The organism is Mesorhizobium sp. P2_B11, assembly GCF_056404855.1.
Genome location: NZ_JBFUDF010000001.1, coordinates 466,041 through 488,771, shown reverse-complemented (window position 1 = coordinate 488,771; position 22,731 = coordinate 466,041). Strand labels below are relative to the sequence as shown.

Here is a 22,731-nt window from a genome sequence, read left to right as displayed (position 1 = left end):
CGTTCAGCCCCTGTAGACCAGCCCTTGCGGGTCAATCTCCGGCTTGCGGCCGGCAACAAGGTCGGCCAGGAATTTGCCGGAACCGCAGGCCATGGTCCAGCCGACATGGCCGTGGCCGGTGTCGAGGTAGAGATTGCGATATTTGGCCTGGCCGATGACTGGCACGGAGTTCGGCATCATCGGTCTGAGCCCCGCCCAGAGCACGGCCTTCTTCTCGTCGAAGGCGCCGGGAAACAGATCCTTGCCGGTCCTGAACATGGTGGCGAAGTCGCTGGGCTTGTGAGTGCGGTCGAAGCCGGTGAATTCGGCGGTCGAGGCCAGCCGCAAGCGGTTGCCAAGGCGCGAATAGGCCATCAGCTGGTCCTCGTCGGCGCCGCCCATGGTTGGGCCCTTGTTCTCGTCTTCCAGCGGAATGGTCGCGGTGTAGCCCTTCACCGGATAGACCGGCAGGTCGATGCCGTAGCGGCGGCCGAGCAGGCCGCTCTCCGGACCCATCGAGATGACCACTGCATCGCCAGTGACCGGGCCGGCCGAGGTCATCACCGCGCGCACCCGGTCGCCGTCGATGTCGAGCCCTTCAACCGTGGTGTCGAACAGGAATTTAACGCCGAGCTTTTCGCTGGCATAGGCGGCGAGATTGTCGACGAACAGTCTGGAATCGCCTGTCTGGTCGATCGGCGAATAGACGCCGCCGGCGATCTTTTCCTTCACCCCGGCGAGGCCCGGCTCCAGCTCGATAAGCCGGTCGCGGCCGACGATTTCGATCGGCAGGCCGTGTTCGGCGAGATAGCGATAATTGTCGGTGCCGGTGTCGAGACTGTGCTGCGAGCGGAAGAAATAGAGGATGCCCTTCTTGCGCTCGTCATAGTGGATGCCGGTGTCGGCCGAGATGGCATTGATGCAGTCGCGCGAATAGAGCGCCAGGCGCAATTTGACCTGGCTGTTGGCGCGCAGCCGCGTCACCGTGCACTGGCGCAGGAAGCGCAGGCTCCAGGCGAGGAAATAGGGATCGAAGCGCAGCCTGACCTTGATGCCGAGATCATGGTTCCAGAGCGCGCGCAGGAAAGTCTTCAGCGCCGCCGGCGAGGCCCAGGCAGTGGCATCGCCCGGCGAGACCAGGCCGGCATTGGACTGGCTGGTTCCGCGTGCCGGCGCCGGATGGCGCTCGATCACGGTGACCTCGTGGCCGTCGCTCGCCAGGTAGTAGGCGGCGGCCGTGCCGACGACACCGGCTCCAAGCACCAAAACCTTCATGCCGCGCCCCCCAAGGATCGAACCGGGCAGCGCGCCTCCATGCACCGCCTTCGGACCCTCAATAGCGCGTCTCGCCGCGCCGGACGAGCCCTTGGCTCAACAGGTCAGCTTCGAACCGAGTTCTTGCTTGTGAGAATGCGCTCCCAGGCCAGCGCATCAGCGACGATCTGGTCGAGATCGTCACGCTGCGGCGCCCAGCCGAGTTCGGCGCGGGCAAGATCCGAATTGGCGACGATCGCCGCGGCGTCGCCGGGACGCCGGTCACCCATCTTGACCTCGAAATCCCGGCCAAAGGCGCGGCGCACGCTGTCAATGACCTCGAGCACCGAATAGCCATGGCTGTAGCCGCAATTGGCGACCAGGCTGTCGCCGCCGGCGCGCAGCCGCTGCAGCGCCAGCCGATGCGCCGCGGCGAGGTCGCTGACATGGATGTAGTCGCGCATGCAAGTGCCGTCCGGCGTCGGATAGTCGGTGCCGAACACCTGCATGAAGGGGCGCTTGCCGAGCGCGGTCTCGCAGGCGACCTTGATCAGATGCGTGGCGCCCGGGGTCGACTGGCCGGTGCGGCCCTTGGGATCGGCGCCGGCGACGTTGAAATAGCGCAATGCCGTGTAGCGCAAGGGATGGGCAAGTGCTGCATCGCGCAGCATCCATTCACTCATCAGCTTGGACAGGCCGTAGGGCGATTCCGGCGCCAGGCGGGCATCTTCGCGCACCGGCTCAAGGCCTGCGCCGCCATAGACGGCGGCGGTCGAGGAGAAGATGAAATTGGGCACGCCCTCTCGTACCGCGGTTTCGATCAGAGTGCGGGTCTTGGAAGTGTTGTTCTCGTAATAGGCGAGCGGATCGGAAACCGATTCGGGAACCACGATCGAGCCGGCGAAATGGATGATCGCGTCGACATGATTGTCCCGGATGATTGAGGCCACCAGTTCCCTGTCGGCGACATCGCCGACAACCAGCTTGGCTTCCGGCGCCACAGCCCATTCGAAGCCGGTGGAAAGCCGGTCGAGCACGACGACGCTCTCGCCGGCATCCAGCAGTTCCCAGACCATGTGGCTGCCGATATAGCCGGCGCCGCCTGTCACCAAAACCGTCATTCCGTATCCTCGCTATTCAAGATTTATCGGAAACTGTCTCAAACGCCGCCTTACTGGAAAGACCGCCGCAGGGCTATACAAGACCGGAATGTTAAATCCGTAACAGTCTCTCCGGCCCAAGGCATCGTACTGAAACAAAGTTGATCCACATCAAGGGAATAGGCCACGATCCCTGATCGTTAGGAACAGTGACGGGGCGTGGCATTTTGACCAAAACGGCCCGGTGGACGAGGAATGGGCCAATGATTATGATCCCGCGCAAAACTGGGAAGGCGACATGAACTATCAGCGGTTCTTCGAGGAAGCGATCGACCAGCTCCATGCCGAGCGGCGCTACCGTGTCTTCGCCGATCTCGAGCGCATTGTGGGTAAATTTCCCCGCGCGATCTGGCGTTCCAATGGCCGCGCCGAGGAAATCACGGTCTGGTGTTCCAACGACTATCTCGGCATGGGCCAGAACCCCGATGTCATCGCCGCGTTCCAGAACGCGGCCGGCAAGATGGGCTCGGGCGCCGGCGGCACCCGTAACATTTCCGGCACCAGCAACCCGCTGGTCGAGCTCGAAGTGGAACTGGCCGACCTGCACGACAAGGAAGCGGCCCTGGTCTTCACCTCCGGCTTCGTCTCCAACGAAGCCTCGATCTCGACCATTGCGCGGCTTTTGCCCAACTGCCTGATCATCTCGGATGAGTTGAACCACGCCTCGATGATCGAGGGCGTGCGCCGTTCGGGCGCCGAAAAGAAGATTTTCCGCCACAATGACGTCGCGCATCTCGAAAGCCTGTTGCAGGCGGCGGGTCGCGAACGCGCCAAGCTGATCGTGTTCGAGAGCGTCTATTCGATGGACGGCGACATTGCGCCGATCAAGCAGATCGTCGAACTGGCCGAGCGCTACAACGCCATGACCTATGTCGACGAGGTCCACGCTGTCGGCATGTACGGGCCGCGCGGCGGCGGCATCACCGAGCGTGAAGGCCTGGCCGACCGCATCGACATCATTGAGGGAACGCTGGCCAAGGCGTTCGGCACGCTCGGCGGCTATATCGCCGGCAACAGCGCCGTCATCGACGCGGTGCGCTCCTACGCGCCGGGCTTCATCTTCACCACGGCGCTGCCGCCGGCGATCGCCGCTGCCGCCACCACCTCCATCCGCCACCTGAAGCGCTCGCAGGCCGAACGCGATGCGCAGCAGCGCCAGGCGACGCGGACCAAGGAGGTTCTGTCTGCCGCCGGCCTGCCGGTGATGGAATCGCCCACCCACATCGTGCCGGTGCTGGTCGGAGACCCCGAACTCTGCAAGATGGCCAGCGACCGCCTGCTCGGCGTGCACGGCATCTACATCCAGCCGATCAACTACCCGACCGTGCCACGCGGCACCGAGCGGCTGCGCATCACGCCGACGCCGTTCCATACCGACGCGCTGATCGCGGGACTGCAGGACGCGCTGGTCGAGACATGGGATGCGCTCGGCATTCCCTACGGTTCGGCAGGCCGGCCCTCGGTGGCCAAGAGCGACCGGATCGTTCCGCTCCTCGTCCCCAAGTCCGGCGGCTGATGGCGGGCGGCCAAGGGCCGCCGCCTGGTCAAACCGTCTTCATCCACTTTGCCAGCCGGTGTGCCGCTTCCTCGAGCTGATCGAGGCGGCGGTGGAAACACAGCCGCAAAAACGCTTCACCGCCGGGGCCGAAGGCCGTTCCCGGCGCCAAGCCGACATTGGCCTTGTCGACAATGTCGAAGGCGGCCCGGCGCGGATCGGTGAGGCCGTCCACCGTGAAGAACAGGTAGAACGCACCTTGCGGCACGGTGAAGCGCGCCTTGCCGGTGGCGCCGATTATGTCGCAGACCAGGTCGCGCGCCGCGTGCGCGCGCTCCACCTGCTCGACGATGAAGCCATCGCCGTGGTCGAGGGCGGCGACCGCACCGCGCTGCATGAACTGGGCGACACCCGAGGTCGAATACTGGATCAGGTTCTCGAACACCTGCTGCAGGTCGGGATGGGTCTTGATCCAGCCGATGCGCCAGCCGGTCATCGCCCAATTCTTGGAAAAGGAGTTGACGAACAGGATGCGGTCTTCCGCGGTCGAAATGTCGAGGAAGGACGGCGCACGGCCGTGGCCGTAATGGAACAGCGCATAGATCTCGTCGGCGATGATCCACAGGCCCTTTTCGCGGGCGAGGTTCAGGATCGCCTGCAGCGTTTCCTTGTCGGCGGTCCAGCCGGTCGGGTTGGAGGGCGTGTTGACGAACAGCGCCTTGGTGCGCGGCGTGACCGCGGCGGCGATCTTGTCGACGTCGCAGGACCAGCCATTGCCGGACTGGTCGAGCGTGACGGCAACGGGAGTGGCGCCGGAGACACCGGCGGCAGCGGCGAAATTCGGCCAGGCAGGCGACAGATAGATAACCTCGTCGCCACTGCCAGCGACGGCAGCAAGCGCCAGCTGGATGGCATGCATGCCGGAACCGGTGGCGATGAATTCCTCTTCGGCGAAGCTCTTGCCGAAATGCCTGGCATAGTAGCGGGAAAGCGCTTGCCTGAGCTCCGGAATGCCCTTCTGCCAGGTGTAGAAGGTCTCGCCATTGGCAAGTCCCTTGGCGGCGGCTTCGGAGATGAAGGCAGGCGTCGGCAAATCGCCTTCACCGGCCCAGAGCGGGATCATGCCCTCGCGCGTACGGCCGTAATTGACGACGGCGACAATCCCGCTTTCGGGCGCGGCAACGGCTTCGGCGCGCAGGCTATCGATCAGGGTCATGGACAGGTCCGTTTTGATATCGAGCGAGTGCTTTTAGCAGATAGGACAAAAGAAAACCCCGGCCGCGAACGACCGGGGTTTTGGTCCAAGGACCTGCCTCGGCGCTATTTCCTGGCGAGCAGATCGCGAATTTCGGTGAGCAGCGCGACATCGGCCGGCGGCGGAGCCGCAGGTGCAGCCGGCTTCTCGCGCTCCAACCGCCGACGCAGATTGTTTACGCCCTTGACCATGAGAAAGATTACGAAGGCGATGATTACGAAATTCAAGGCGACGGTGATGAAGCTGCCATAGGCAAAGACCGCGCCTTGTTTGCGGGCATCTTCCAGGTTTGTGGCCGTCACAGCCTGCGACAAGCCAAGGAAGTAGTTGTTGAAATCGACGCCACCGAGCGCGCCGATGAAGGGCATGATGACGTCGTCAACCAGCGAAGTGACGATCTTGCCGAAAGCAGCGCCGATGATGACGCCGACGGCCAAGTCCATCACATTGCCCTTGGAAATGAATTCCTGGAATTCTTTCAGCATTCGACCCTCCTTGTCATGGCAGGCCGCGCTGCCGCCGTCCTCCGGCGCCGGCCCGGGCCCACAATAACAAAAACCCCCGGTTGCAAAACCGGAAAAGGAGCCAAAGCACCGCTTTGTGTTTACGCAACGTCATCAAGGACATATCAGCCGAAAGCCGCGATGGACTCGGGCTTCAAGCTGTGATTGCGTCGTGACGGCCAAAGAATAAAAGCGGCCACGGAGGGATTTTCGGGCCGTGCAGGGCTGGTTCATCGTCATCATTGCCGTCGCCTATGTGACGCTGCTGTTCGTCATCGCCAGTCTCGGCGACCGGCGCTCGGCGGCTTCCGGACCCGGTCGTGCCCGACCCTTCATCTATGCGCTCAGCCTTGCCATCTACTGCACCTCCTGGACCTTCTTCGGCTCGGTCGGCCTGTCCTCCGAGCGCGGCCTCGAATTTCTGGGCATCTATACCGGCCCGGTGCTGGTGTTCGTTTTCGGCTTTCCCTTGCTCAGCCGCATCGTGCGGCTGGCCAAGAGCGAGAAGATCACCTCGATCGCCGACTTCCTCGGCGCGCGTTACGGCAAGAGTTTTGCCGTCTCCGCGATCGCTACGCTGATCGCCACCATCGGCGCGGTGCCCTACATCGCGCTGCAATTGAAGGCGATCTCCGGCTCGGTCGGCCTGATGGTCGAGCACTATACGGGATCGCCGCCGTCCTTCGATCCGTTCGTCAGCGACATCTCGCTGGTCGTGGCCATGCTGCTGGCACTGTTTGCGGTGCTGTTCGGCACCCGCCATGCCGATGCCACCGAGCACCAGGACGGACTGGTGCTGGCGGTGGCTGTGGAAACCGTGGTCAAGCTCGCCGCCTTCCTGGCGATCGGCCTGATGGTCACCTTCCTGATCTTCGGCGGGCCGGGGGACATGATCGACAAGCTGGCCGAGAACAATCAGGTGCGGCAAGCGATGGGCTACAACACCTCGCTTGCCACCTGGCTGGTGCTGACCTGCCTGAGCGGCTTTGCCATCATCATGCTGCCGCGACAGTTCTACGTCACCATCGTCGAGAACCGCGGCGAAGCAGAACTGCGCACCGCGACCTGGGTGTTTCCGCTCTATCTTGTGGCGATCAACCTGTTCGTGCTGCCGATTGCCTTCGCCGGCCTGGCGCTGGTCGGTTCAAGGACCAGCAGCGACCTCTACGTGCTGTCGCTGCCTTTGTTCAGCGGCCATGATGTGCTGGCCATGGCGGCCTTCATCGGCGGCCTGTCGGCGGCGACCGCCATGGTGATCGTCGAAAGCGTGGCGCTGTCGATCATGATCTCCAACGACCTCGTCATCCCACTGTTCGTGCGCCGCCTGCTCAAGACCACGACGTCGGAGAATGAGGACTGGTCGACGCTGATCCTCAATGTGCGGCGTGGCGCCATCTTCATCCTGTTGTTCATCGCCTTCCTCTACTACCGCGAGAGCACCAATTCGGCGCGGCTGTCATCGATCGGCCTGATGTCGTTCGCGGCCATCGCCCAGTTCGCGCCGGCGCTGATCGGCGGGCTGATCTGGCGCGGCGCCAATGGCAGGGGCGCGGCACTCGGTATGGTCGCCGGCATCCTCGTCTGGGGCTACACGCTGCTTTTGCCTTCGCTGTCGGCGCCCGACGCCGAAATCGTCGTGCAAGGCCTGTTCGGCTTCGAGGCGCTGCGGCCGCAGGCTCTGTTCGGCACCGTCGCCGAGCCGTTGAACCACGGCGTGCTGTGGAGCCTGTCCGTCAACACGCTGTTCTTCGTGCTTGGCTCGCTGTCGCGCGCATCGGTGCCGCTGGAACGCATCCAGGCGTCGATCTTCGTGCCGCGCGAGGCCGGCCCGATGCCGAGCCTGCGCCGCTTCCGCACCGCCATTACCGTAAACCTCCTCAAGGACACCATATCGCGCTATCTCGGCGTCGAGCGGACCGAGCGCTCCTTCCAGTCGTTCGAAAAGGCCAATGGCGTCTCGCTCTACGGCAATGAGCAGGCAAGCATGGATGTCATCCGCTTTTCCGAGCAGCTGCTGGCGAGCGCTGTCGGCTCGTCGTCGGCGCGGCTCATCCTGTCGCTTTTGTTTCGCCGCAACGACCGCGAATCCAAGGATGCCTTCCGCCTGCTCGACGATGCCACCGAGGCGCTCCAGCACAATCGCGACTTGCTGCAGATCGCGCTCGACCAGATGGAACAAGGCATCACCGTCTTCGACCGAGATTTCCGGCTGATCTGCTGGAACCGACAATATCGCGAGCTGTTTGACCTGCCCGACGAAATGGGCCAGGTCGGCGTCTCGCTCGACCTGATCCTGCGCCACCTTGCCGACCGTGGCGACATCCCTGCCGACCAGCGCGTGGCGATGCTCAACCGGCTGACCAGCGTCGGCAGCCCATGGCAAATGGAGTTGAAGACCAGCGGCCGCATCCTGGAACTGCGCTCCAACTCGATGCCGGATGGCGGCATCGTCGCGACCTATGCCGACATATCGGGACGCGTCGAACAGGACCTGGCGCTGAAGCGGGCCAATGAATCGCTGGAGCAGCGGGTCAAGACGCGCACCATCGAACTGACGCGCGTCAATGAGGAACTGGCACAGGCGCAGATGCTGGCCGAGGAGGCCAATCTCGGCAAGACGCGCTTCCTCGCTGCCGCCGGCCACGACATCCTGCAGCCGCTGAACGCCGCCCGTCTCTACTGTTCATCGCTGATCGAAAAGGCCGGCAAGGGCCCGGCCGGCAAGGCCGCGGTCAACATCGAATCCTCGCTGGAATCGGTCGAGACCATTCTGGGCGCCGTGCTCGACATTTCTCGCCTCGACGCCGGCGCCATGAAGCCTGACGATACCGCCTTCCGCCTGGACGGGCTGCTGCGTCAGATCGGCAACGATTTTCAGCCACTCGCCGCCGAAAAGAAGCTCGACCTGACGATCATGGCCTCATCGCTCAGCGTCATGACGGACCGCAACCTGCTGCGCCGGCTGATCCAGAACCTGGTCTCCAACGCCATCAAATACACCAGGCATGGCCGCATCCTGGTCGGCGTGCGGCGGCGTGGCGAGCTCGCCGAGATCCAGGTGATCGACACCGGCATCGGCATTGCGGGCGACAAGCTGAACACGGTCTTCAATGAGTTCACCCGGCTCGACGAAGGGGTGCGCGAGGCCGAAGGCCTTGGCCTCGGCCTCTCCATCGTCGACCGCATCGCCCGCGTTCTCCGCCTCGAAATCCGGATCTTTTCCAACCCGGGCAAAGGCACGCGCTTTTCCGTCATCCTGCCGGTTGCGGCGGTTGAGGCGCCGCGGCGCGAGGTCGAGCCGAAGGCGCCTGCCCGCACTGCGAACTCACTGGCAGGGCTGCGCGTCATGTGCATCGACAACGACGCCCGCATCCTCGACGGCATGCGGCTTTTGCTCGAAGGCTGGGGCTGTAGTGTCGGCACGTTTTCCGGCTCGGAGGATTTCGCCAGGGCCGACATCCATCGTCCCGACATCGTGCTTGCCGACTATCATCTCGACGGCAGGAGCGGCCTCGACGTGATCGCGCGGCTGCGTGAGATCCACGGCCGCGACCTGCCGGCCGTGCTGGTTACCGCCGACCGCTCCACGGAGGTCCGTGCCGCTGCCGCTGCGCTTGACGTGCCGGTGATCAACAAGCCGCTGAAGCCGGCGGTGCTGCGCTCGATGATGGCCAGAGTCAGGCCGCTGGCTTCGGCGGCGGAGTAACGCAGTCTGCTATCGCGCTTCAGCGGTGGCCGAGGCTTATGACGTAGGCGCAGAACATGTCGGCCATGGCATCGGCATAGGCTTCGATTTCCGCATCCGTGCGCGGGCTGCCGGAAAAGTCCTTTCCCACCGAACTCAGCGTCGTCGTGATCAGATCGGCGGCGAGGTCCCGCATCGCTTCCGGTGTCTCGGGCAATGCCTCGCGCAGAAAAGTCTGGACCGTGCGCTCGCCTGACGCCTTTGCCTCATGCGCCTCGGGCGCGTCGCGATAGAGGGGTGCGGCGTCATGGAGCGCCCCGCGCACGGAAGCCTCCTCGCACTCCGAGCGGATGAAGGCATGGACAAGCCTGCGCAGCCGTTCGAGCGGCGGACGCTCGCCGTCCTCGAGTATGGTGCGCAGCAGGCCGCCCGTCTGCTGCCACTCATCGCTTTGCAGCCGGAACAGCAGTGCCGCCTTGTTGGGGAAATACTGGTAGAGCGAGCCGACGCTGACGCCGGCCCTTTCAGCGACGCGCGTGGTGGTGAAACGCTGCGCGCCCTCGCTCGCCAAAACCTGAACAGCCGCTTCCAAAATCGCCGAGATGAGCTCGACCGCACGCGCCTGCTTGGGCTGCTTTCGCGAGGAAATAGAAGGGCTTGGGCGTTCGGTCACGGTGCTTCCCGGCAATGCGAATTGGAAACCTGAAGGATTATTCGTATTTTCAGCACGACACAAGAACGCAGTCCTTTCGACAGGAGACTTTTCATGACCACCCTCACCAACGCCCCACTGGCACCGCTGCTTGCCCGCCTGTTCAAGGAGGCCGAAGCGGCGACGAGCCCTGCAGCGGCCGGGCTCTCGCCTGACGAGCGGGCACGCCTGCTCAGCAGCAAGACCGAATATGTCGATTTCTACGGACGGCTGAAGGACCTCTGGCTCGCGGTCTCGCCGGAGACCGGTACGCTGCTCTACATGCTGGCGCGCAGCAGCGGCGCGCGTGTCATCATCGAGTTCGGCACCTCGTTCGGCATCTCGACGCTCTATCTCGCGGCAGCGCTGAGGGACAATGGCGGCGGCCGCCTGATCACCACCGAGTTCGAGCCGTCCAAGGTGATGCGGGCCAAGGCCAACCTGACCGAGGGCGGTCTCATCGATCTGGTGGAAATCCGCGAGGGCGATGCGTTGCAGACGCTGAGCGCCGATCTTCCCGAGACGATCGATCTCCTGCTGCTCGATGGCGCCAAGGCGATCTACCCGGAGATACTGAGCCTGGTCGAAAGCCGGCTCAGGCCTGGCGCGCTGGTGATCGCCGACAACGCCGATTTCAGCCCCGACTATCTGGAGCGCGTGCGTTCCCCGGCCTCGGGCTACATGTCGACCCCGTTCGGCGACGATGTCGAACTGTCGGTGCGGTTGAGCTAAAGCCGACGGCAGACTGGTTGGCGGCAACCGAACAGAGCTGAGCGCGCCCCGTGCTCAGCCTACCGGCTGCAGCGGATCGCTGCCGATCTTGGACAGCTGGATCACCGCCTGGGTGCGGCTGTCGACGCCGAGTTTTTGCAGGATGGCCGAGACATGCGCTTTGACCGTCGCTTCGGAGACGCTGAGCTCATAGGCGATCTGCTTGTTGAGCAGGCCTTCGGCCAGCATGCCGAGCACGCGCGTCTGCTGCGGCGTCAGCGCCTGCAGACGCTTGATCAGGTCCGATATTTCCGGGTCGCGCTCGACGCCAAGGTCGATGCCGACGGGTGCGGCGATGTCGCCGGCGAGCACCGTCTGCACGGCGCGGCGGATCTCTTCCATGCTGGCCGATTTGGAGATAAAGCCCGAGGCGCCGAGATCGAGCGCACGCCTGATCGTAACCGGGTCGTCATGCGCCGACACCACCACCAGCGGCACCGCCGGATGGATGCCGCGCAACGAGATCAGGCCGGACAGGCCGCTGGCGCCCGGCATTGAAAGGTCGAGCAACACGAGGTCGACATCCTCATGGGCCACGACCAGCGCCTTGGCGCTTTCGAAATCGCCGGCCTCGTGAATGGCGGCGACATCGCCGACGCCGGCAAGCGCCTCTTTCAGCGCGCCGCGGAAAAGCGGATGGTCGTCGGCGATGACGAAGGTGTAGCCCGACGGCAAATATTCCTCCCAAATCCCGTTGTTGATTAGCGGCTTTTGCGGGACCGGACGATTATGCGGCGAAGCGTTCTGTTTTCAAGCGGCAAAGGCCGGACGGGGCATTTCCCCGCCGGGGCAGTTCAGGTCTTTTGCGAATTGAGCTTGGCGCCGTCGCCACTATCCTTGTCCATTTCCTTGACGATGCCCATGAAGCCACGCAGCATGCGCTCCATGTAGGTCATCGTCTTGTCGAAATCCTCCTCGCTCGGCAATTTCGATTCGAGGCGGGCGGACAGCGAATTCTCCAGCTTGGTGACGCGCTCGTCCATGGCCTTCATCGAGGCCTGCAAACGGTCGACCTCGTCCTGGAAGGCGGCGCGCTCGTCGGCCGCCATCTTGCAGACGAGCTGGCCTGAACGCTCCTCACAGATCGACATAGCGCCGGTCTGGGTGTCCATGCGGACGTAGCCGTTGGCCGATTTTTCCAGCCGGTAGCGATCGGTCTCCTCGGACCAGGCCGATGCCGCGACCAGCGAGACCAGTGCGGCGGGGATCAGTATGTGCTGCAGACGCATGTTCCATCCTCCACGAGCCAGTGTCGAGAACCTATCACAGCTTTGCGCCGTAAATGCGGAAGAGTTCCCTTCCCGGCATGATCGGTTCGGACTATAGCGCACTCATGTCTCAGATTATCTACAAGATCGCGCCCGAGGCGCTTTGGCGCGAGGCGGAGAAAAACGGCCGCTTCACCGGCGCTCCGATCGACATCGCCGATGGCTTCATCCATTTTTCCACCGCCGAACAGGCCAAGGAAACGGCGGCAAAGCATTTCGCCGGCCAGACCGAGCTGCTGCTGGTCGCTATCGACGGCGCGCGGCTGGGTGATGCGCTGAAATACGAGGTCTCGCGCGGCGGCGCGCTGTTTCCGCATCTGTACGGCGTGCTCGACATGAGCGCCGTGCTGTGGGTGAAACCATTGCCGCTCGGCGCCGACGGGGCACACCAGTTCCCGCGGATGGAGGCCGAATGAGCGTGCTCGACCGCATCGGCCAGAAACTGCTGTTCAGCTTCGATCCGGAAACGGCGCATGGCATGTCGATCGCGGCGCTGCGCTGCGGCCTGCCGGTCGGCGCGCGGCCGGTTCGCGACGACAGGCTGAAGGTCAGCCTCTGCGGCCTCGCCTTCCCCAATCCGCTCGGCATGGCCGCCGGCTATGACAAGAACGCCGAAGTGCCCGACGCATTGCTCGGCCTCGGTTTCGGCTTTGCCGAAGCCGGTACGGTGACGCCGCTGCCGCAGGCGGGCAATCCGAAACCGCGCATCTTCCGGCTGACCGAGGACGACGCGGTGATCAACCGGCTGGGCTTCAACAATGAGGGCCACGAAGCGGCGGAAAAGCGCCTGGCCGCGCGCAAGGGGCGCGGCGGCATTGTCGGCGTCAACATCGGCGCCAACAAGGACAGCGCCGACCGCATCGGCGACTATGAACTGGGCGTCTCGCGCTTTGCGAAATACGCCAGCTATCTCACCGTCAACATCTCGTCGCCCAACACGCCGGGCCTGCGCACCATGCAGGCGCGCGAACAACTCGGCGCGCTGTTGTCTCGGGTCATGTCGGCGCGTGCAGCAGCTTCGGCGCAGCCGCCAATCTTCCTCAAGATCGCACCGGATCTGGTCGAAGCCGAACTGGAGGACATCGCTGCCGAAGTCAGCGAAAAACAGATCGACGGCGTCATCGTTTCCAACACGACGCTGGCACGGACGGGATTGCGCAGCACGACCGGTGCAGGCGAGACCGGTGGTCTCTCGGGAAAACCGCTGTTCGAGCGTTCGACCATCGTGCTGGCGAAGATGCGCAGATTGCTTGGTCCGGAGCGCGCCATTATCGGCGTCGGCGGTGTCGATTCGGCCGAAACGGCGCTGGAAAAAATCCGCGCGGGCGCCGATCTGGTGCAGCTCTACACCGGCATGATCTATGCCGGACCGGCGCTGCCCGGCCGCATCCTTGCCGGAATGGTGCGGTTTGCCGACAGGGAAAGGCTGAAGTCGCTGCGCGAGTTGCGCGATGCCAGGCTCGATCAGTGGGCTGCCAAGCCGCTCTAAAAAGCGGTCCGCATCCTCAGCCGCAAAATCGTCAGCAGGCTGAAGCCGCGCACCAGCAGGAAGACGTGCAGCGCCGCCCACAGGCCGTGATTGCCCAGCGACGGCGCCAAGGTGAACAATGCGGCGCTGAAGGCGAGGAACGACAACAGCATCATGTTGCGCATGTCGCGCGACCATGTCGCACCGATGAAGACGCCGTCCATCTGGAAGGCCAGCACGCCGCTGAGCGGCGTGAGCGCCGCCCAAGGCAGATAGACATCCGCGACGTCGCGAACGTCCTGCGACGTGGTGATCACGGCGACCAGGCCGGCGCCGGCGAGCCAGAAGATCAGCGTCGCGGTTCCCGCCAGGCCGAAACCCCAGAACAGCGTCAACCGCACCGCCCGCCGGAACGAGGTTTCGGCGCGCGCGCCAATGGCGCGTCCCGCCAGCTGTTCGGCCGCCGTGGCAAAACCGTCGAGGAAATAGCCGGCGACAAGGAAGAAGTTCATCAGCACGGCATTGGCGGCCAGCATCAGCGTGCCGAACTGTGCGCCCTGGCGGGTGAACAGCGCGAAGGCGGCGAGCAGCGAGAACGAGCGGATCATGATATCGCGATTGAGCGACAGCATGCGCAGGAAGGCGCCCATGTCGAGCAGGCGATGCCGCGGCAGGCGCGGTGCGGCCCGAAACCGCCAGACGATGATGGCGAGGCCCAGCAGCATGGCCAGAAACTCGCCGGTGACGGTCGCCCAGGCGACACCGGCGACGCCCCAGCCGAGCTTCAGGCCGAGCAGGATGCAGAGCACGATGTTGATGCCGTTGAGCACCGCTTGTAGCATCAACCCAAGCCCGCCCTCGCCGCGCCCCAGCACATAGCCGAGGATGGCGTAGTTGATCAGCGCGAAGGGGGCGGCGAGCATCCTGATCCTGATATAGACGCCCATGGCCTCGCTGACGCTCGGTTCGCCGCCGATGAATTTCTGGCCGGCGATGGCGATCAGCGGCGCAAGGGCGGCAAGCGCGATGCCGGCGGCGACCGCGATCAGCACCGCGCGCCAGAACACGGCCTGCTCCTCCAGTTCGTCGCCGGCTCCGAAAGCCTGGGCGACGAGGCCGGTGGTGCCGGAGCGCAGGAAATTGAAGGTGTTGAAGACGACGTCGAAGACCAGTGCGCCGGCCGCCAGGCCGTCGAGCAGGGCGGCGTCGCCAAACTGCCCGACCACCGCCGTGTCGACGATGCCGAGCAAGGGCGTCGTCAGATAGGCGAGCGTCATCGGCACGGCGATGGCAAGCACCGAACGGTTGGTGACGGCGAAGGGCTTCGCGCCTGCTGGTGTTGCACCCGTGTCCAGGGGATTGCTGCCTTGCTGATTGCGGCTTGATCGAGCAGACGATGTGCCCCATTTTCCGGCCACCGTGCAACCACCCATGCCGTGACGGCCAACCGAAATCCCGGTCTGGCGCGAGCCCGCCGGATCCAGCCCATGCCTCTGCAGATCGTCCACCATCCCGACTATGATGCCGGCTTCGCCGTCAATCATCGCTTTCCGATGAGCAAATATCCGCTGCTGATGCAGGCCTTGCATGTGCGGGGTCTGATCCAGGCCGAGGCGCTGTCGATGCCCGAGCCGGCGCCGGCCTCCTGGCTGAAGCTTGCCCATGCGGCTGATTATGTCGACCAGGTCATCGCTTGCGCGGTGCCTGAAAAGATCGAGCGCGAGATCGGCTTTCCCGTGGGGCCACGTGTTTCGCTGAGGGCGCAACTCGCCACCGGCGGAACGGTGCTGGCGGCACGACTGGCGCTTGTCGACGGCATTGCCTGCAACACCGCCGGCGGCAGCCATCATGCGCGGCGCGCGCAAGGCGCGGGGTTCTGCACCTTCAACGACGTCGCCGTCGCTTCGCTGGTGCTGCTGGCCGAAGGTGCCGCCCAAAACATCCTGATCGTCGATCTCGACGTGCACCAGGGTGACGGCACCGCAGACATTCTGAAAGACGAACCACGCGCCTTCACATTCTCCATGCATGGCGAGCGCAATTATCCCGTGCGCAAGATCGCCTCCGATCTCGACATCGCGCTGCCGGATGGCACCGGCGATGCGGCCTACCTCAAGCGGCTGGGCGGCATCCTGCCGGTGCTCTCGGCCAGAGCGCGCTGGGACATCGTCTTCTACAATGCCGGCGTCGACGTCCATGACGAGGACCGGCTCGGCCGGCTGTCGCTCAGCGATGATGGCTTGCGCGCCCGTGACGCGATGGTGATCGGCCATTTCCGCGCGCTGGGCATTCCGGTCTGCGGTGTCATCGGCGGCGGCTATTCCACGGACGTGGCGTCACTGGCAGCACGCCACGCCATCCTGTTCGAGGTGGCCGCAGGCTTCGCGTGACTGGCGAAACTCACTTCCGAAAGTTGGCGACCCTGAGCAGGATGAAGACCGGCACCACGATCGCCGCACCGAGCACGATATAGCCGAAGAAGCGGTAGACGGCGTTGAAGCCGAGATTCCACAGATCGATGAAAAACGCCTGGATGCGGTAGAAGACGTCCATCGGCGTCCAGCCGAACGCGTTCATCACCAGGCCGACGAGGAACGACACGACCAGCAGCTTGATGATCACCCTGATGGGTGAGTCACCGAGAAAGCGCGTCACTGCGGACAAGGGCCTGCCTCCAGATTCGTGTGCCCCGGATTCGGGCTACAGGCCCACGAATACGCACTTGCTGCGCCCGTATCAAGGCAGGCCGGCCGGTGGAATCGTTAAAGACGGGTAAACAGATCAGCTATAAATTGCTGAAAATAAATAGAAAAATCTTCACCACTACGATCCGCGCAATGTGCGTGCAATTTTCGCCTGCGAGACAGGACGCGTCTTTAGAGCAATGGCCGTGCCGACATTTTCAACCGCAAGGCAGCGCCTTGCCGGCGCGGATTTCTGTTGCCCGTGAAAGACATCTAGCCGGAGCGCGGCCATCCCAAGGGCCGGCTCCACGATCAATCCGCGCGGCGGTGTTTCGTTGCGCATGCGTTGGAGTGTTGCAGTGTTTACTCAAACCAGAATTCTCATGGCGGCGGCGAGCGTTGCCATCTGCGTTGACGCACCGGCGATGGCCGCCGATCTCACGCCTGCCTATACCGATCCGCCGGCCTTCCAGTGGAGCGGCGCCTATGTCGGCGTGCATGGTGGTACCGCCTTCACCAAAATGCCGAACCCGTTTGCCGGCCGTAATGGCTGGAGCGGCGGCGTTCAGGCCGGCTACAACATCCAGACTGGACCGGCCGTGTTCGGCGCCGAGCTCGAAGGCTCCTATCTCGGCGGCGCCGAGCACGGGGTGGAAGGCGGCAAGATCAAGGAGAAATGGCGCGCCGCCGCCAAGGCCAAGGCCGGCCTCGCTTTCGACCAGACGCTGGTTTTCGGCACCGCCGGCGTCGCCATGACGACGTTCGAAAAGGGTGGCGGCGTGCGCGACGTCGACAGCCGCAAGCTCGGCTATCTCGTCGGCGGCGGCGTCGAGCAGGCTTTCGCCGGCGGCCTCTCGGCCAAGATCGAATATAACTATGTCCGCACGCCCAATGTGGAGACGAGATCGGCCTTCGGCACAGCGAAGACCGGTATCGGCAGCCAGGAACTGAAGGCCGGTATCAACTACCGGTTCTAGGAGCATGATCCCGAAAAGTGGGAACCGGTTTTCGGAAAAGATCATGCTCCAACTCACCTGATGCATGTCGCCCGGAAGTGCGCCGCGGTTCCGGGATAACGACATGCATCAGGAAAAGACCTGGCTGACGGAGAGCAGTTTTCCGTGGCGGCCCCCGCCGATCTCCACCGCGGGAAACTGCTTTTCTCCGTCGACCTTTGCGGAGCCATTCAGGGCCGGCCGCGTAATGTCGAGGCAATTTTCAAGGCCTAGCTGCAGGTCGTCTTTCAGCGCAGGAACCACACTCATGTCCACGTCGATAACGGGCCGCAAATGGGTCCCGAAAGTCTTGCTCGCGGCGGCCTTGCTGACGATCTCCGCCTGCGCGTCCGACATCATGAAAAACTATATCGGACAGCCGGTCGAATCGGTGGTGCTCGACTATGGTCCGCCAACCGCAATCGTCGATCTCGGTTCGGGCGAGCGCGCCTATCAGTGGCGCAAGACATCGACCAATGTCGTTGCCGGCTCGACCAGCGGCGAGGTCCGCCACACCAAGCACGGCACCGAATATGAGACGACCGAGACGCCGGGCTATGTCGAACGCCAGGAGTGTTTCTACACCTTCTATGCCCGCGCCTCCGGCGGCCGCTGGTTCATCACCAATTTCCGCCAGCCGAAGCTGGAATGTGAGTGAACGCGATTGCGCTTCTGGCTCTTGTGGCGGGGACGGGAACTGTCTACCGCCATGATCGCCTGCCGCAGGCTCCAGCAATGGCATCCCGGCATGAGTGAAGGACATCGGGCATGCGCATCCTTTTGATCGAGGACGAGCCGGAGATGGCGTCGGTGCTGAAAACCGCGCTGGAGCGCCAGGACCTTGTCGTCGATCACGTGTCGACGCTGGCCGACGCCGAGGCCATGGCGAGGCTGGGGACATTCGACGCCGTTGTGCTCGACCGCCGCCTGCCCGACGGCGACGGCCTCAGCCTCATCCCGCGCCTGCGCGCTTTGCATGTCGACGCACCGGTGATCGCGCTGACGGCGATGAGCGGTCTCGACGATCGCGTCAGCGGGCTCAATGCCGGCGCCGACGACTATATGGTCAAGCCTTTCGCCATCGAGGAACTGGTGGCGCGGCTGCGCGCGCTGCACCGGCGCCAGTTCACGGTCAGGGCCGAGCAGGCGGTGGTCGGCCGCCTCACCTATGATTTCCGCCATCGCGAAGCGCTGGTCGAGGATCAGGCGCTGGAACTGCCCAGGCGCGAGCGCCTGGTGCTGGAGACGCTGATCCGCCGGCCGGGCCGGGCCATCATGCGCAGCGCGCTGGAGGAAGCCGTCTATGCGCTCGATGACGAGATCGGCTCCAATGCGCTGGATGCGCATATATCGCGGCTGCGCCGCAAGCTCGACGATGTCGCCGCCGGCATCGAGATCAGGGCGATCCGCAACATCGGCTATCTCTTGCGGGCCACGCCATGAAGGCGGCGCGGCCGCGCTCGCTGCAATGGCTGCTGGTGCGCAGGCTGATCCTGCTGCAGGCGGCGATGCTCGCAATCTTCATCGCGCTGTGCGCCGCCGCGCTATGGATCTCCAATCCGCACTGGCTGGTCGACAACGAGGCCGCCGTCGCGGCGTTGAAGGGAGCTGTCGAGCGCAGCGACGACGGTGGGCTGGAGGTGCGTGAAACGGAAGAGCTTCGCCAGTTCCGCGAGCGCTTCCCGCACCTCTGGTACGTCATCCGTGACAGCAGCGGCCATGCCCTTCGTGCCGGCACCATTCCCGATGTCTATGCCAAAACCCCAGGCGACTTGCTAAGTGGCGTGGACCGCGCGACCCTTGAATTCTCCAGGGACGATGCGCGGCCCGAGGCCTATGTCGAAAACGTCGCTACCAAGGCCGGCCTGGTGCAGATCGTCACCTCGACACGGTCATCGCGCGGCGAGACCGACGGGCTTGAGATCAACATCTCGGCGACGGTCGACGTCGCCCACAATCCCGACGGCAGCCGCAACTGGCAGCGCGCTTTGCCGGCGCTGGCGCTGATCATCGCCACGCTGGTGCTGCCGATCGTCATCGTCATGGGCATCGCCACGCTGGTGACGACGCCCGCGGTCATCCGCCGGTCTTTTGCCGGCCTTGTCGACACCGCCCGGCAGGCGGCAGCGATCGACATCGGCACCAGGGCGACGCAGCTCGCCGTCGCCCAAGTGCCGCAGGAGATCGCACCGCTGGTGCAGGCCTTCAACCAGACGCTGACGCGGCTGGCCCAGGGCTATGACCGGCACAACCGCTTCCTCACCGACGCAGCACACGAGCTGCGCACACCGATCGCGATTTTGCGCACGCGCGCCGAGCTGTTGACGAAGGAGCCGCAAAGCGTGCGCATGCTCATGGATATCGAGCGCTTGTCGCATCTGGCACAGCAACTGCTCGACCACCAGATGCTCGAACGCCCGGCAAACGAGCGACAGATCGTCGATCTCGCCGAGCTGGCCAGCCGGGTCGCTGCTGACTTCGCCCCACTCGCCATCGAAGCCGGCTACGATCTCGCTTTTGAGCCGCCGCCCTGCAAGGTGGAGGTCGAGGCCAATGCGCTGCAGATCGAACGCGCGCTGGCCAATCTGGTGCGCAACGCCATCGACCATGGCGGCGGCGCCGGCATGATCACCATAGCGGCCGACGCGACGGGTGGCCTTGAAGTGCGCGATGAAGGCCCCGGCATTCCAGCGGCGGAGCACGAGAACATCTTCGAACCGTTCTACCGCCTGCAGCCGCAATCGCGTGGCGCCGGCCTCGGCCTCAACCTTGCCCGCCAGATCGCCAGACTGCATGACGGGACGATCCGGATTCTGGACGGTTCATGGCGCGGCGCTCGGGTGCGCATGGGACTGCCAGTGCGGCATTGATGCGGGCGCCAATCGGTTTCCAACAGCCGTTTCCGAAGAGCTGTCCAAGGGCGATTGCCCGAAGCAGGCCCATCATGATATCGAAGTGCCGACGCGGGTATGATGTAATGGTAGCTTGTCAGCTTCCCAAGCTGAACGCGCGGGTTCGATTCCCGCTACCCGCTCCAGCAAGAATCAATGATCTAGACGGAGTTTGCCGGCGCCTGACGCAAGCCTGCGCATTGCGACATTGTTCACGCCTGCACCTCGGCGCATATGGGAAGGTGCATGGCCACCTCATCGGCTTCCATCCGCATCAGTGTGTGCGAGAGGCCGCCATGATCGTCGATCCACTGCCGCACCCAATCGGGGTATTGCGAGAGCAGGTAGTTGGCAGCGACGGCGTTCTGACGAGCGCTGACGCCGTATGGCAGATGGAAGCCGAAGGATGCACGCGGGGTAACGCAAAGCTGCTCTACGGGCAGCGACAGATAGAGCGTGCAGGCGCTGTCGCACTCCCCGTCAAAGTACACTGGCTCGTCGGCGGCGCGCAGTTTGGCGACGTGCAAGGCGAAGGTCACGATCTGGCCACCGGGATTGCGGCTCACCGTCTCCGCGTTCGCGGGCAGCGCCGTCAGGGTGGCGGCGAAGAGCCCAATCGCCATGGTCTTCAACGTCCATCCAAGCTTTGCAAGCGACAGTTCAGTGTGCATCCTGTGGCCTCGCGTTTGTTTCGCGACGCCAACGCTAGCATCAAGATGGTTAACATTAGGCAGCGCTCATCAATCTTCCGATCAGTCTGTCATACTGGCGCGAGCGAGACGCCCGCCACCCGCTCCAGCTTGCTTCCGCGTATGCATTGAACAACAATAGGCCTGTCCGGACCCAGATCGGCGGCGGCAGGGAGCGAGTTGTTTGTGAAGGATCCGAATAAAAAAGGCGGTCGCCCAAATATCCTTGAAACGACGCTCGCAGCGGCTCTGCAGGACCAGAAAACGGTGGATGAGCAGCGCCAAAGCATTGCGCCGGTTGTCGACGGAATGTCTTTTCACGACAGCATTCGACACAATGACGATCGCGGCAGCGTCACCGAGGTCTATGATCCCCGCTGGGGCTGGCATCCCGATCCGCTGGTCTTTTCCTACATTTTCACCATTCGTCCGGGGATGGTGAAGGGCTGGGGCCTGCATAAGCTGCACGAAGACCGCTACTTCGTGATCAGCGGCGAGATGGAACTCGTTCTCTACGATCCAAGGCCGGACTCCAGCACGTATGGTAAAATTGCGAAGGTCTACCTTTCCGGTAGCCGTCCGCGTCTCGTCAACGTTCCAAAATTTGTCTGGCATGCTGACCGCAACATCGGGACGTCGGATGTCATCGTCATCAATTTTCCGACCATACAATACGACCACGCCAAGCCCGACAAGTATCGCTTGCCTATCGATACCGATCTCATTCCACATGATTTCGGTCCTGCTAAGGGATGGTGAGCAAACCCCGGTTCTCCATTCTGATGCCGACCCATTCACGCGTCGATGTCATCGGTCTGGCCATTCAATCGGTTCTGGATCAAACCGTCGGGGATTTCGAGTTGCTGGTCGTCGGCGACGGTGCCGTGGCCGGTACGAAAGACGTAGTCGACGGCTTTCGTGACTCCCGTATTCGCTTTTTCGATCTGCCAAAGGCACCAAGCTACGGTTATGCAAACAGGAACATCGCCCTGCGAGAGGCACGCGGCGAATTCATCGGCTTTGCCGCCGATGACGACCTGCTTTTTCCAGACCACTTTGAAACATTGGCGGAAGGGCTCAAGAATGGAGCGGCTATCGCGTACAGCCAGGCGCTCTGGGTTTCCACCGACGGCATCGCCGCACCGTTCCTGACCAATCTGGAACTGGCCGACGAATTTAAATTCTTTGTGGAAGTCGGAAACTCCATACCGGCCAGCTGCTTCCTCTACCGCACCGATTCCCTGCCGTTGCGAGACGCTTGGCCGGAGGATGAAGTTGCGGCGGCCGACTGGCGACTATGGCAGCGTATCATCCACGAAAACCCGCAGAACCCCTTCTGTTATTGTCGTGTTCCAACCGTTTTGCACTTCAGTGCGCGATGGAAAAACTCTCGCTTTTCCCTGTCTCCGCAACTTGCCATGATTCTTGATATCGCGGACAAAGCAGGCTGGTGGCCGCTGGCCTTGCGTGTCTCGATCCCGATGGACAGTTGTGAGCAGCGCGAATATTCGCGCCTGATGCGCTCCGAGCCCACGGCGTGGAGCCGGCGGACGCGTCACGCGGTCGGCGACGTGGTGGCCAAGCTTGCCTGGGAGGACATCAACGCAACGCGGCCAGCATTGGCGAAAGCCGAGGCTGAACGGGCAGCCTTGCAATTGGAGCTCTCAGCGCTGGGGAACAAGTTCGACCAGGCGCATCAAAGCAATGTGGAGCTGCAAAAGTCTCTTTCCGATGCAAAGCAGGAAAAGGACGAAATCGAGCGAGCGCTGCAGGGCCGTCAAGCAGATATCTTGGCGATTCATCAATCCAACAGTTGGCTCGCCACAGCACCGTTGCGCTGGATTTCCACAGCCCTGCGTTCAAGAAAACCCCGGAAGAAATAGCGCGCGACCTCTCATGAGTCGCCACTCAGGATTGAGGCAACGCGCCTCTATGGGCTGGCA

23 protein-coding genes and 1 tRNA gene are annotated in these 22,731 nt (G+C 63.5%); 13 read left to right on the top strand and 11 right to left on the bottom strand.

What is annotated here, in order from left to right:
* Positions 1-3: 3 nt before the first annotated feature.
* Both AC1DYJ_RS02220 and galE read right to left on the bottom strand, forming a co-directional pair.
* Positions 4-1,284, bottom strand: a complete 1,281-nt coding sequence (locus AC1DYJ_RS02220) for a D-amino acid dehydrogenase (RefSeq protein ID WP_477280199.1) — start codon at positions 1,282-1,284, stop codon at positions 4-6.
* 74 nt (positions 1,285-1,358) lie between these two features.
* Positions 1,359-2,354 carry a UDP-glucose 4-epimerase GalE gene (galE, locus tag AC1DYJ_RS02215; protein ID WP_477279581.1) on the bottom strand — a complete coding sequence of 332 codons (996 nt, stop codon included), beginning with the start codon at positions 2,352-2,354 and terminating at the stop codon, positions 1,359-1,361.
* A gap of 277 nt (positions 2,355-2,631) precedes the next feature.
* Between galE and hemA the strand changes: the two genes are divergently transcribed.
* Positions 2,632-3,909, top strand: coding sequence for a 5-aminolevulinate synthase (gene hemA / locus AC1DYJ_RS02210; RefSeq protein WP_477279579.1), 1,278 nt, complete (start codon positions 2,632-2,634; stop codon positions 3,907-3,909).
* 28 nt (positions 3,910-3,937) lie between these two features.
* Here hemA and AC1DYJ_RS02205 read toward each other — a convergent pair whose 3' ends face one another.
* Complete coding sequence (locus tag AC1DYJ_RS02205; RefSeq protein WP_477425920.1) at positions 3,938-5,104, bottom strand: pyridoxal phosphate-dependent aminotransferase; 1,167 nt, start codon at positions 5,102-5,104, stop codon at positions 3,938-3,940.
* A 104-nt stretch (positions 5,105-5,208) separates the two neighbouring features.
* On the bottom strand, positions 5,209-5,628 hold the full coding sequence (gene mscL / locus AC1DYJ_RS02200; RefSeq protein WP_477279575.1) for a large conductance mechanosensitive channel protein MscL: 420 nt from the start codon (positions 5,626-5,628) through the stop codon (positions 5,209-5,211).
* A gap of 235 nt (positions 5,629-5,863) precedes the next feature.
* Between mscL and AC1DYJ_RS02195 the strand changes: the two genes are divergently transcribed.
* Positions 5,864-9,352, top strand: a complete 3,489-nt coding sequence (locus tag AC1DYJ_RS02195) for a hybrid sensor histidine kinase/response regulator (protein WP_477425918.1) — start codon at positions 5,864-5,866, stop codon at positions 9,350-9,352.
* A 19-nt stretch (positions 9,353-9,371) separates the two neighbouring features.
* Here the strand turns inward: AC1DYJ_RS02195 and AC1DYJ_RS02190 are convergent, their stop codons facing one another.
* On the bottom strand, positions 9,372-10,004 hold the full coding sequence (locus tag AC1DYJ_RS02190) for a TetR/AcrR family transcriptional regulator (protein WP_477279571.1): 633 nt from the start codon (positions 10,002-10,004) through the stop codon (positions 9,372-9,374).
* 93 nt (positions 10,005-10,097) lie between these two features.
* Here AC1DYJ_RS02190 and AC1DYJ_RS02185 point away from each other — a divergent pair, with 93 nt between their 5' ends.
* Positions 10,098-10,754: an O-methyltransferase gene (locus AC1DYJ_RS02185; RefSeq protein WP_477279569.1), complete on the top strand. Its 657-nt coding sequence runs from the start codon at positions 10,098-10,100 to the stop codon at positions 10,752-10,754.
* Between the two features lie 54 nt (positions 10,755-10,808).
* On the opposite strand, the gene AC1DYJ_RS02180 is transcribed toward AC1DYJ_RS02185, so the two are convergent.
* Together AC1DYJ_RS02180 and AC1DYJ_RS02175 are read right to left on the bottom strand one after the other, a co-directional pair.
* Entirely contained in the window at positions 10,809-11,468 is a 660-nt protein-coding gene (locus AC1DYJ_RS02180; RefSeq protein ID WP_477279567.1) for a response regulator, read from the bottom strand.
* Between the two features lie 119 nt (positions 11,469-11,587).
* Positions 11,588-12,022, bottom strand: coding sequence for a hypothetical protein (locus AC1DYJ_RS02175; protein WP_477279565.1), 435 nt, complete (start codon positions 12,020-12,022; stop codon positions 11,588-11,590).
* A 104-nt stretch (positions 12,023-12,126) separates the two neighbouring features.
* On the opposite strand from AC1DYJ_RS02175, the gene AC1DYJ_RS02170 reads away from it, so the two are divergent.
* Together AC1DYJ_RS02170 and AC1DYJ_RS02165 are read left to right on the top strand one after the other, a co-directional pair.
* Positions 12,127-12,477, top strand: coding sequence for a DUF952 domain-containing protein (locus tag AC1DYJ_RS02170; RefSeq protein WP_477279563.1), 351 nt, complete (start codon positions 12,127-12,129; stop codon positions 12,475-12,477).
* Entirely contained in the window at positions 12,474-13,550 is a 1,077-nt protein-coding gene (locus tag AC1DYJ_RS02165; RefSeq protein ID WP_477279561.1) for a quinone-dependent dihydroorotate dehydrogenase, read from the top strand. Before AC1DYJ_RS02170 ends, AC1DYJ_RS02165 begins: the two co-directional genes overlap by 4 nt.
* Here the strand turns inward: AC1DYJ_RS02165 and AC1DYJ_RS02160 are convergent.
* Positions 13,547-14,884: an MATE family efflux transporter gene (locus tag AC1DYJ_RS02160; RefSeq protein WP_477280198.1), complete on the bottom strand. Its 1,338-nt coding sequence runs from the start codon at positions 14,882-14,884 to the stop codon at positions 13,547-13,549. The two genes, AC1DYJ_RS02165 and AC1DYJ_RS02160, sit on opposite strands and share 4 nt — an antisense overlap.
* A gap of 132 nt (positions 14,885-15,016) precedes the next feature.
* Here AC1DYJ_RS02160 and AC1DYJ_RS02155 point away from each other — a divergent pair, with 132 nt between their 5' ends.
* Entirely contained in the window at positions 15,017-15,919 is a 903-nt protein-coding gene (locus AC1DYJ_RS02155; RefSeq protein WP_477279559.1) for a histone deacetylase family protein, read from the top strand.
* A 10-nt stretch (positions 15,920-15,929) separates the two neighbouring features.
* Here AC1DYJ_RS02155 and AC1DYJ_RS02150 read toward each other — a convergent pair whose 3' ends face one another.
* Positions 15,930-16,193: a DUF6460 domain-containing protein gene (locus AC1DYJ_RS02150; RefSeq protein ID WP_477279557.1), complete on the bottom strand. Its 264-nt coding sequence runs from the start codon at positions 16,191-16,193 to the stop codon at positions 15,930-15,932.
* A 403-nt stretch (positions 16,194-16,596) separates the two neighbouring features.
* On the opposite strand from AC1DYJ_RS02150, the gene AC1DYJ_RS02145 reads away from it, so the two are divergent.
* The gene (locus tag AC1DYJ_RS02145) at positions 16,597-17,190 is read left to right on the top strand and encodes an outer membrane protein (protein WP_477280197.1); all 594 of its coding nucleotides are present in this window, start codon (positions 16,597-16,599) and stop codon (positions 17,188-17,190) included.
* A gap of 108 nt (positions 17,191-17,298) precedes the next feature.
* Here the strand turns inward: AC1DYJ_RS02145 and AC1DYJ_RS02140 are convergent, their stop codons facing one another.
* Entirely contained in the window at positions 17,299-17,568 is a 270-nt protein-coding gene (locus tag AC1DYJ_RS02140; RefSeq protein ID WP_477280215.1) for a hypothetical protein, read from the bottom strand.
* Here AC1DYJ_RS02140 and AC1DYJ_RS02135 point away from each other — a divergent pair.
* From AC1DYJ_RS02135 to AC1DYJ_RS02120, 4 genes are all read left to right on the top strand, one after another.
* A complete protein-coding gene (locus AC1DYJ_RS02135; RefSeq protein WP_477279555.1) occupies positions 17,477-17,866 on the top strand; it encodes a hypothetical protein in 390 nt (129 codons plus the stop codon). The genes AC1DYJ_RS02140 and AC1DYJ_RS02135 overlap by 92 nt on opposite strands.
* A 110-nt stretch (positions 17,867-17,976) precedes the next feature.
* Complete coding sequence (locus AC1DYJ_RS02130; RefSeq protein ID WP_477279553.1) at positions 17,977-18,651, top strand: response regulator transcription factor; 675 nt, start codon at positions 17,977-17,979, stop codon at positions 18,649-18,651.
* Entirely contained in the window at positions 18,648-20,078 is a 1,431-nt protein-coding gene (locus AC1DYJ_RS02125; protein ID WP_477279551.1) for a sensor histidine kinase, read from the top strand. Before AC1DYJ_RS02130 ends, AC1DYJ_RS02125 begins: the two co-directional genes overlap by 4 nt.
* Positions 20,079-20,171: 93 nt before the next feature.
* A tRNA-Gly gene (locus tag AC1DYJ_RS02120) sits at positions 20,172-20,245 on the top strand.
* A gap of 66 nt (positions 20,246-20,311) precedes the next feature.
* On the opposite strand, the gene AC1DYJ_RS02115 is transcribed toward AC1DYJ_RS02120, so the two are convergent.
* Positions 20,312-20,770, bottom strand: coding sequence for a hypothetical protein (locus tag AC1DYJ_RS02115; RefSeq protein ID WP_477279549.1), 459 nt, complete (start codon positions 20,768-20,770; stop codon positions 20,312-20,314).
* Positions 20,771-20,974: 204 nt separating this feature from the next.
* Between AC1DYJ_RS02115 and AC1DYJ_RS02110 the strand changes: the two genes are divergently transcribed.
* Together AC1DYJ_RS02110 and AC1DYJ_RS02105 are read left to right on the top strand one after the other, a co-directional pair.
* Complete coding sequence (locus AC1DYJ_RS02110; RefSeq protein ID WP_477279547.1) at positions 20,975-21,547, top strand: polysaccharide biosynthesis C-terminal domain-containing protein; 573 nt, start codon at positions 20,975-20,977, stop codon at positions 21,545-21,547.
* Positions 21,541-22,671 (top strand): glycosyltransferase family 2 protein, encoded by a 1,131-nt coding sequence (locus AC1DYJ_RS02105; RefSeq protein ID WP_477279545.1) that lies wholly within the window; start codon positions 21,541-21,543, stop codon positions 22,669-22,671. Before AC1DYJ_RS02110 ends, AC1DYJ_RS02105 begins: the two co-directional genes overlap by 7 nt.
* The last annotated feature ends 60 nt before the right edge of the window (positions 22,672-22,731 follow it).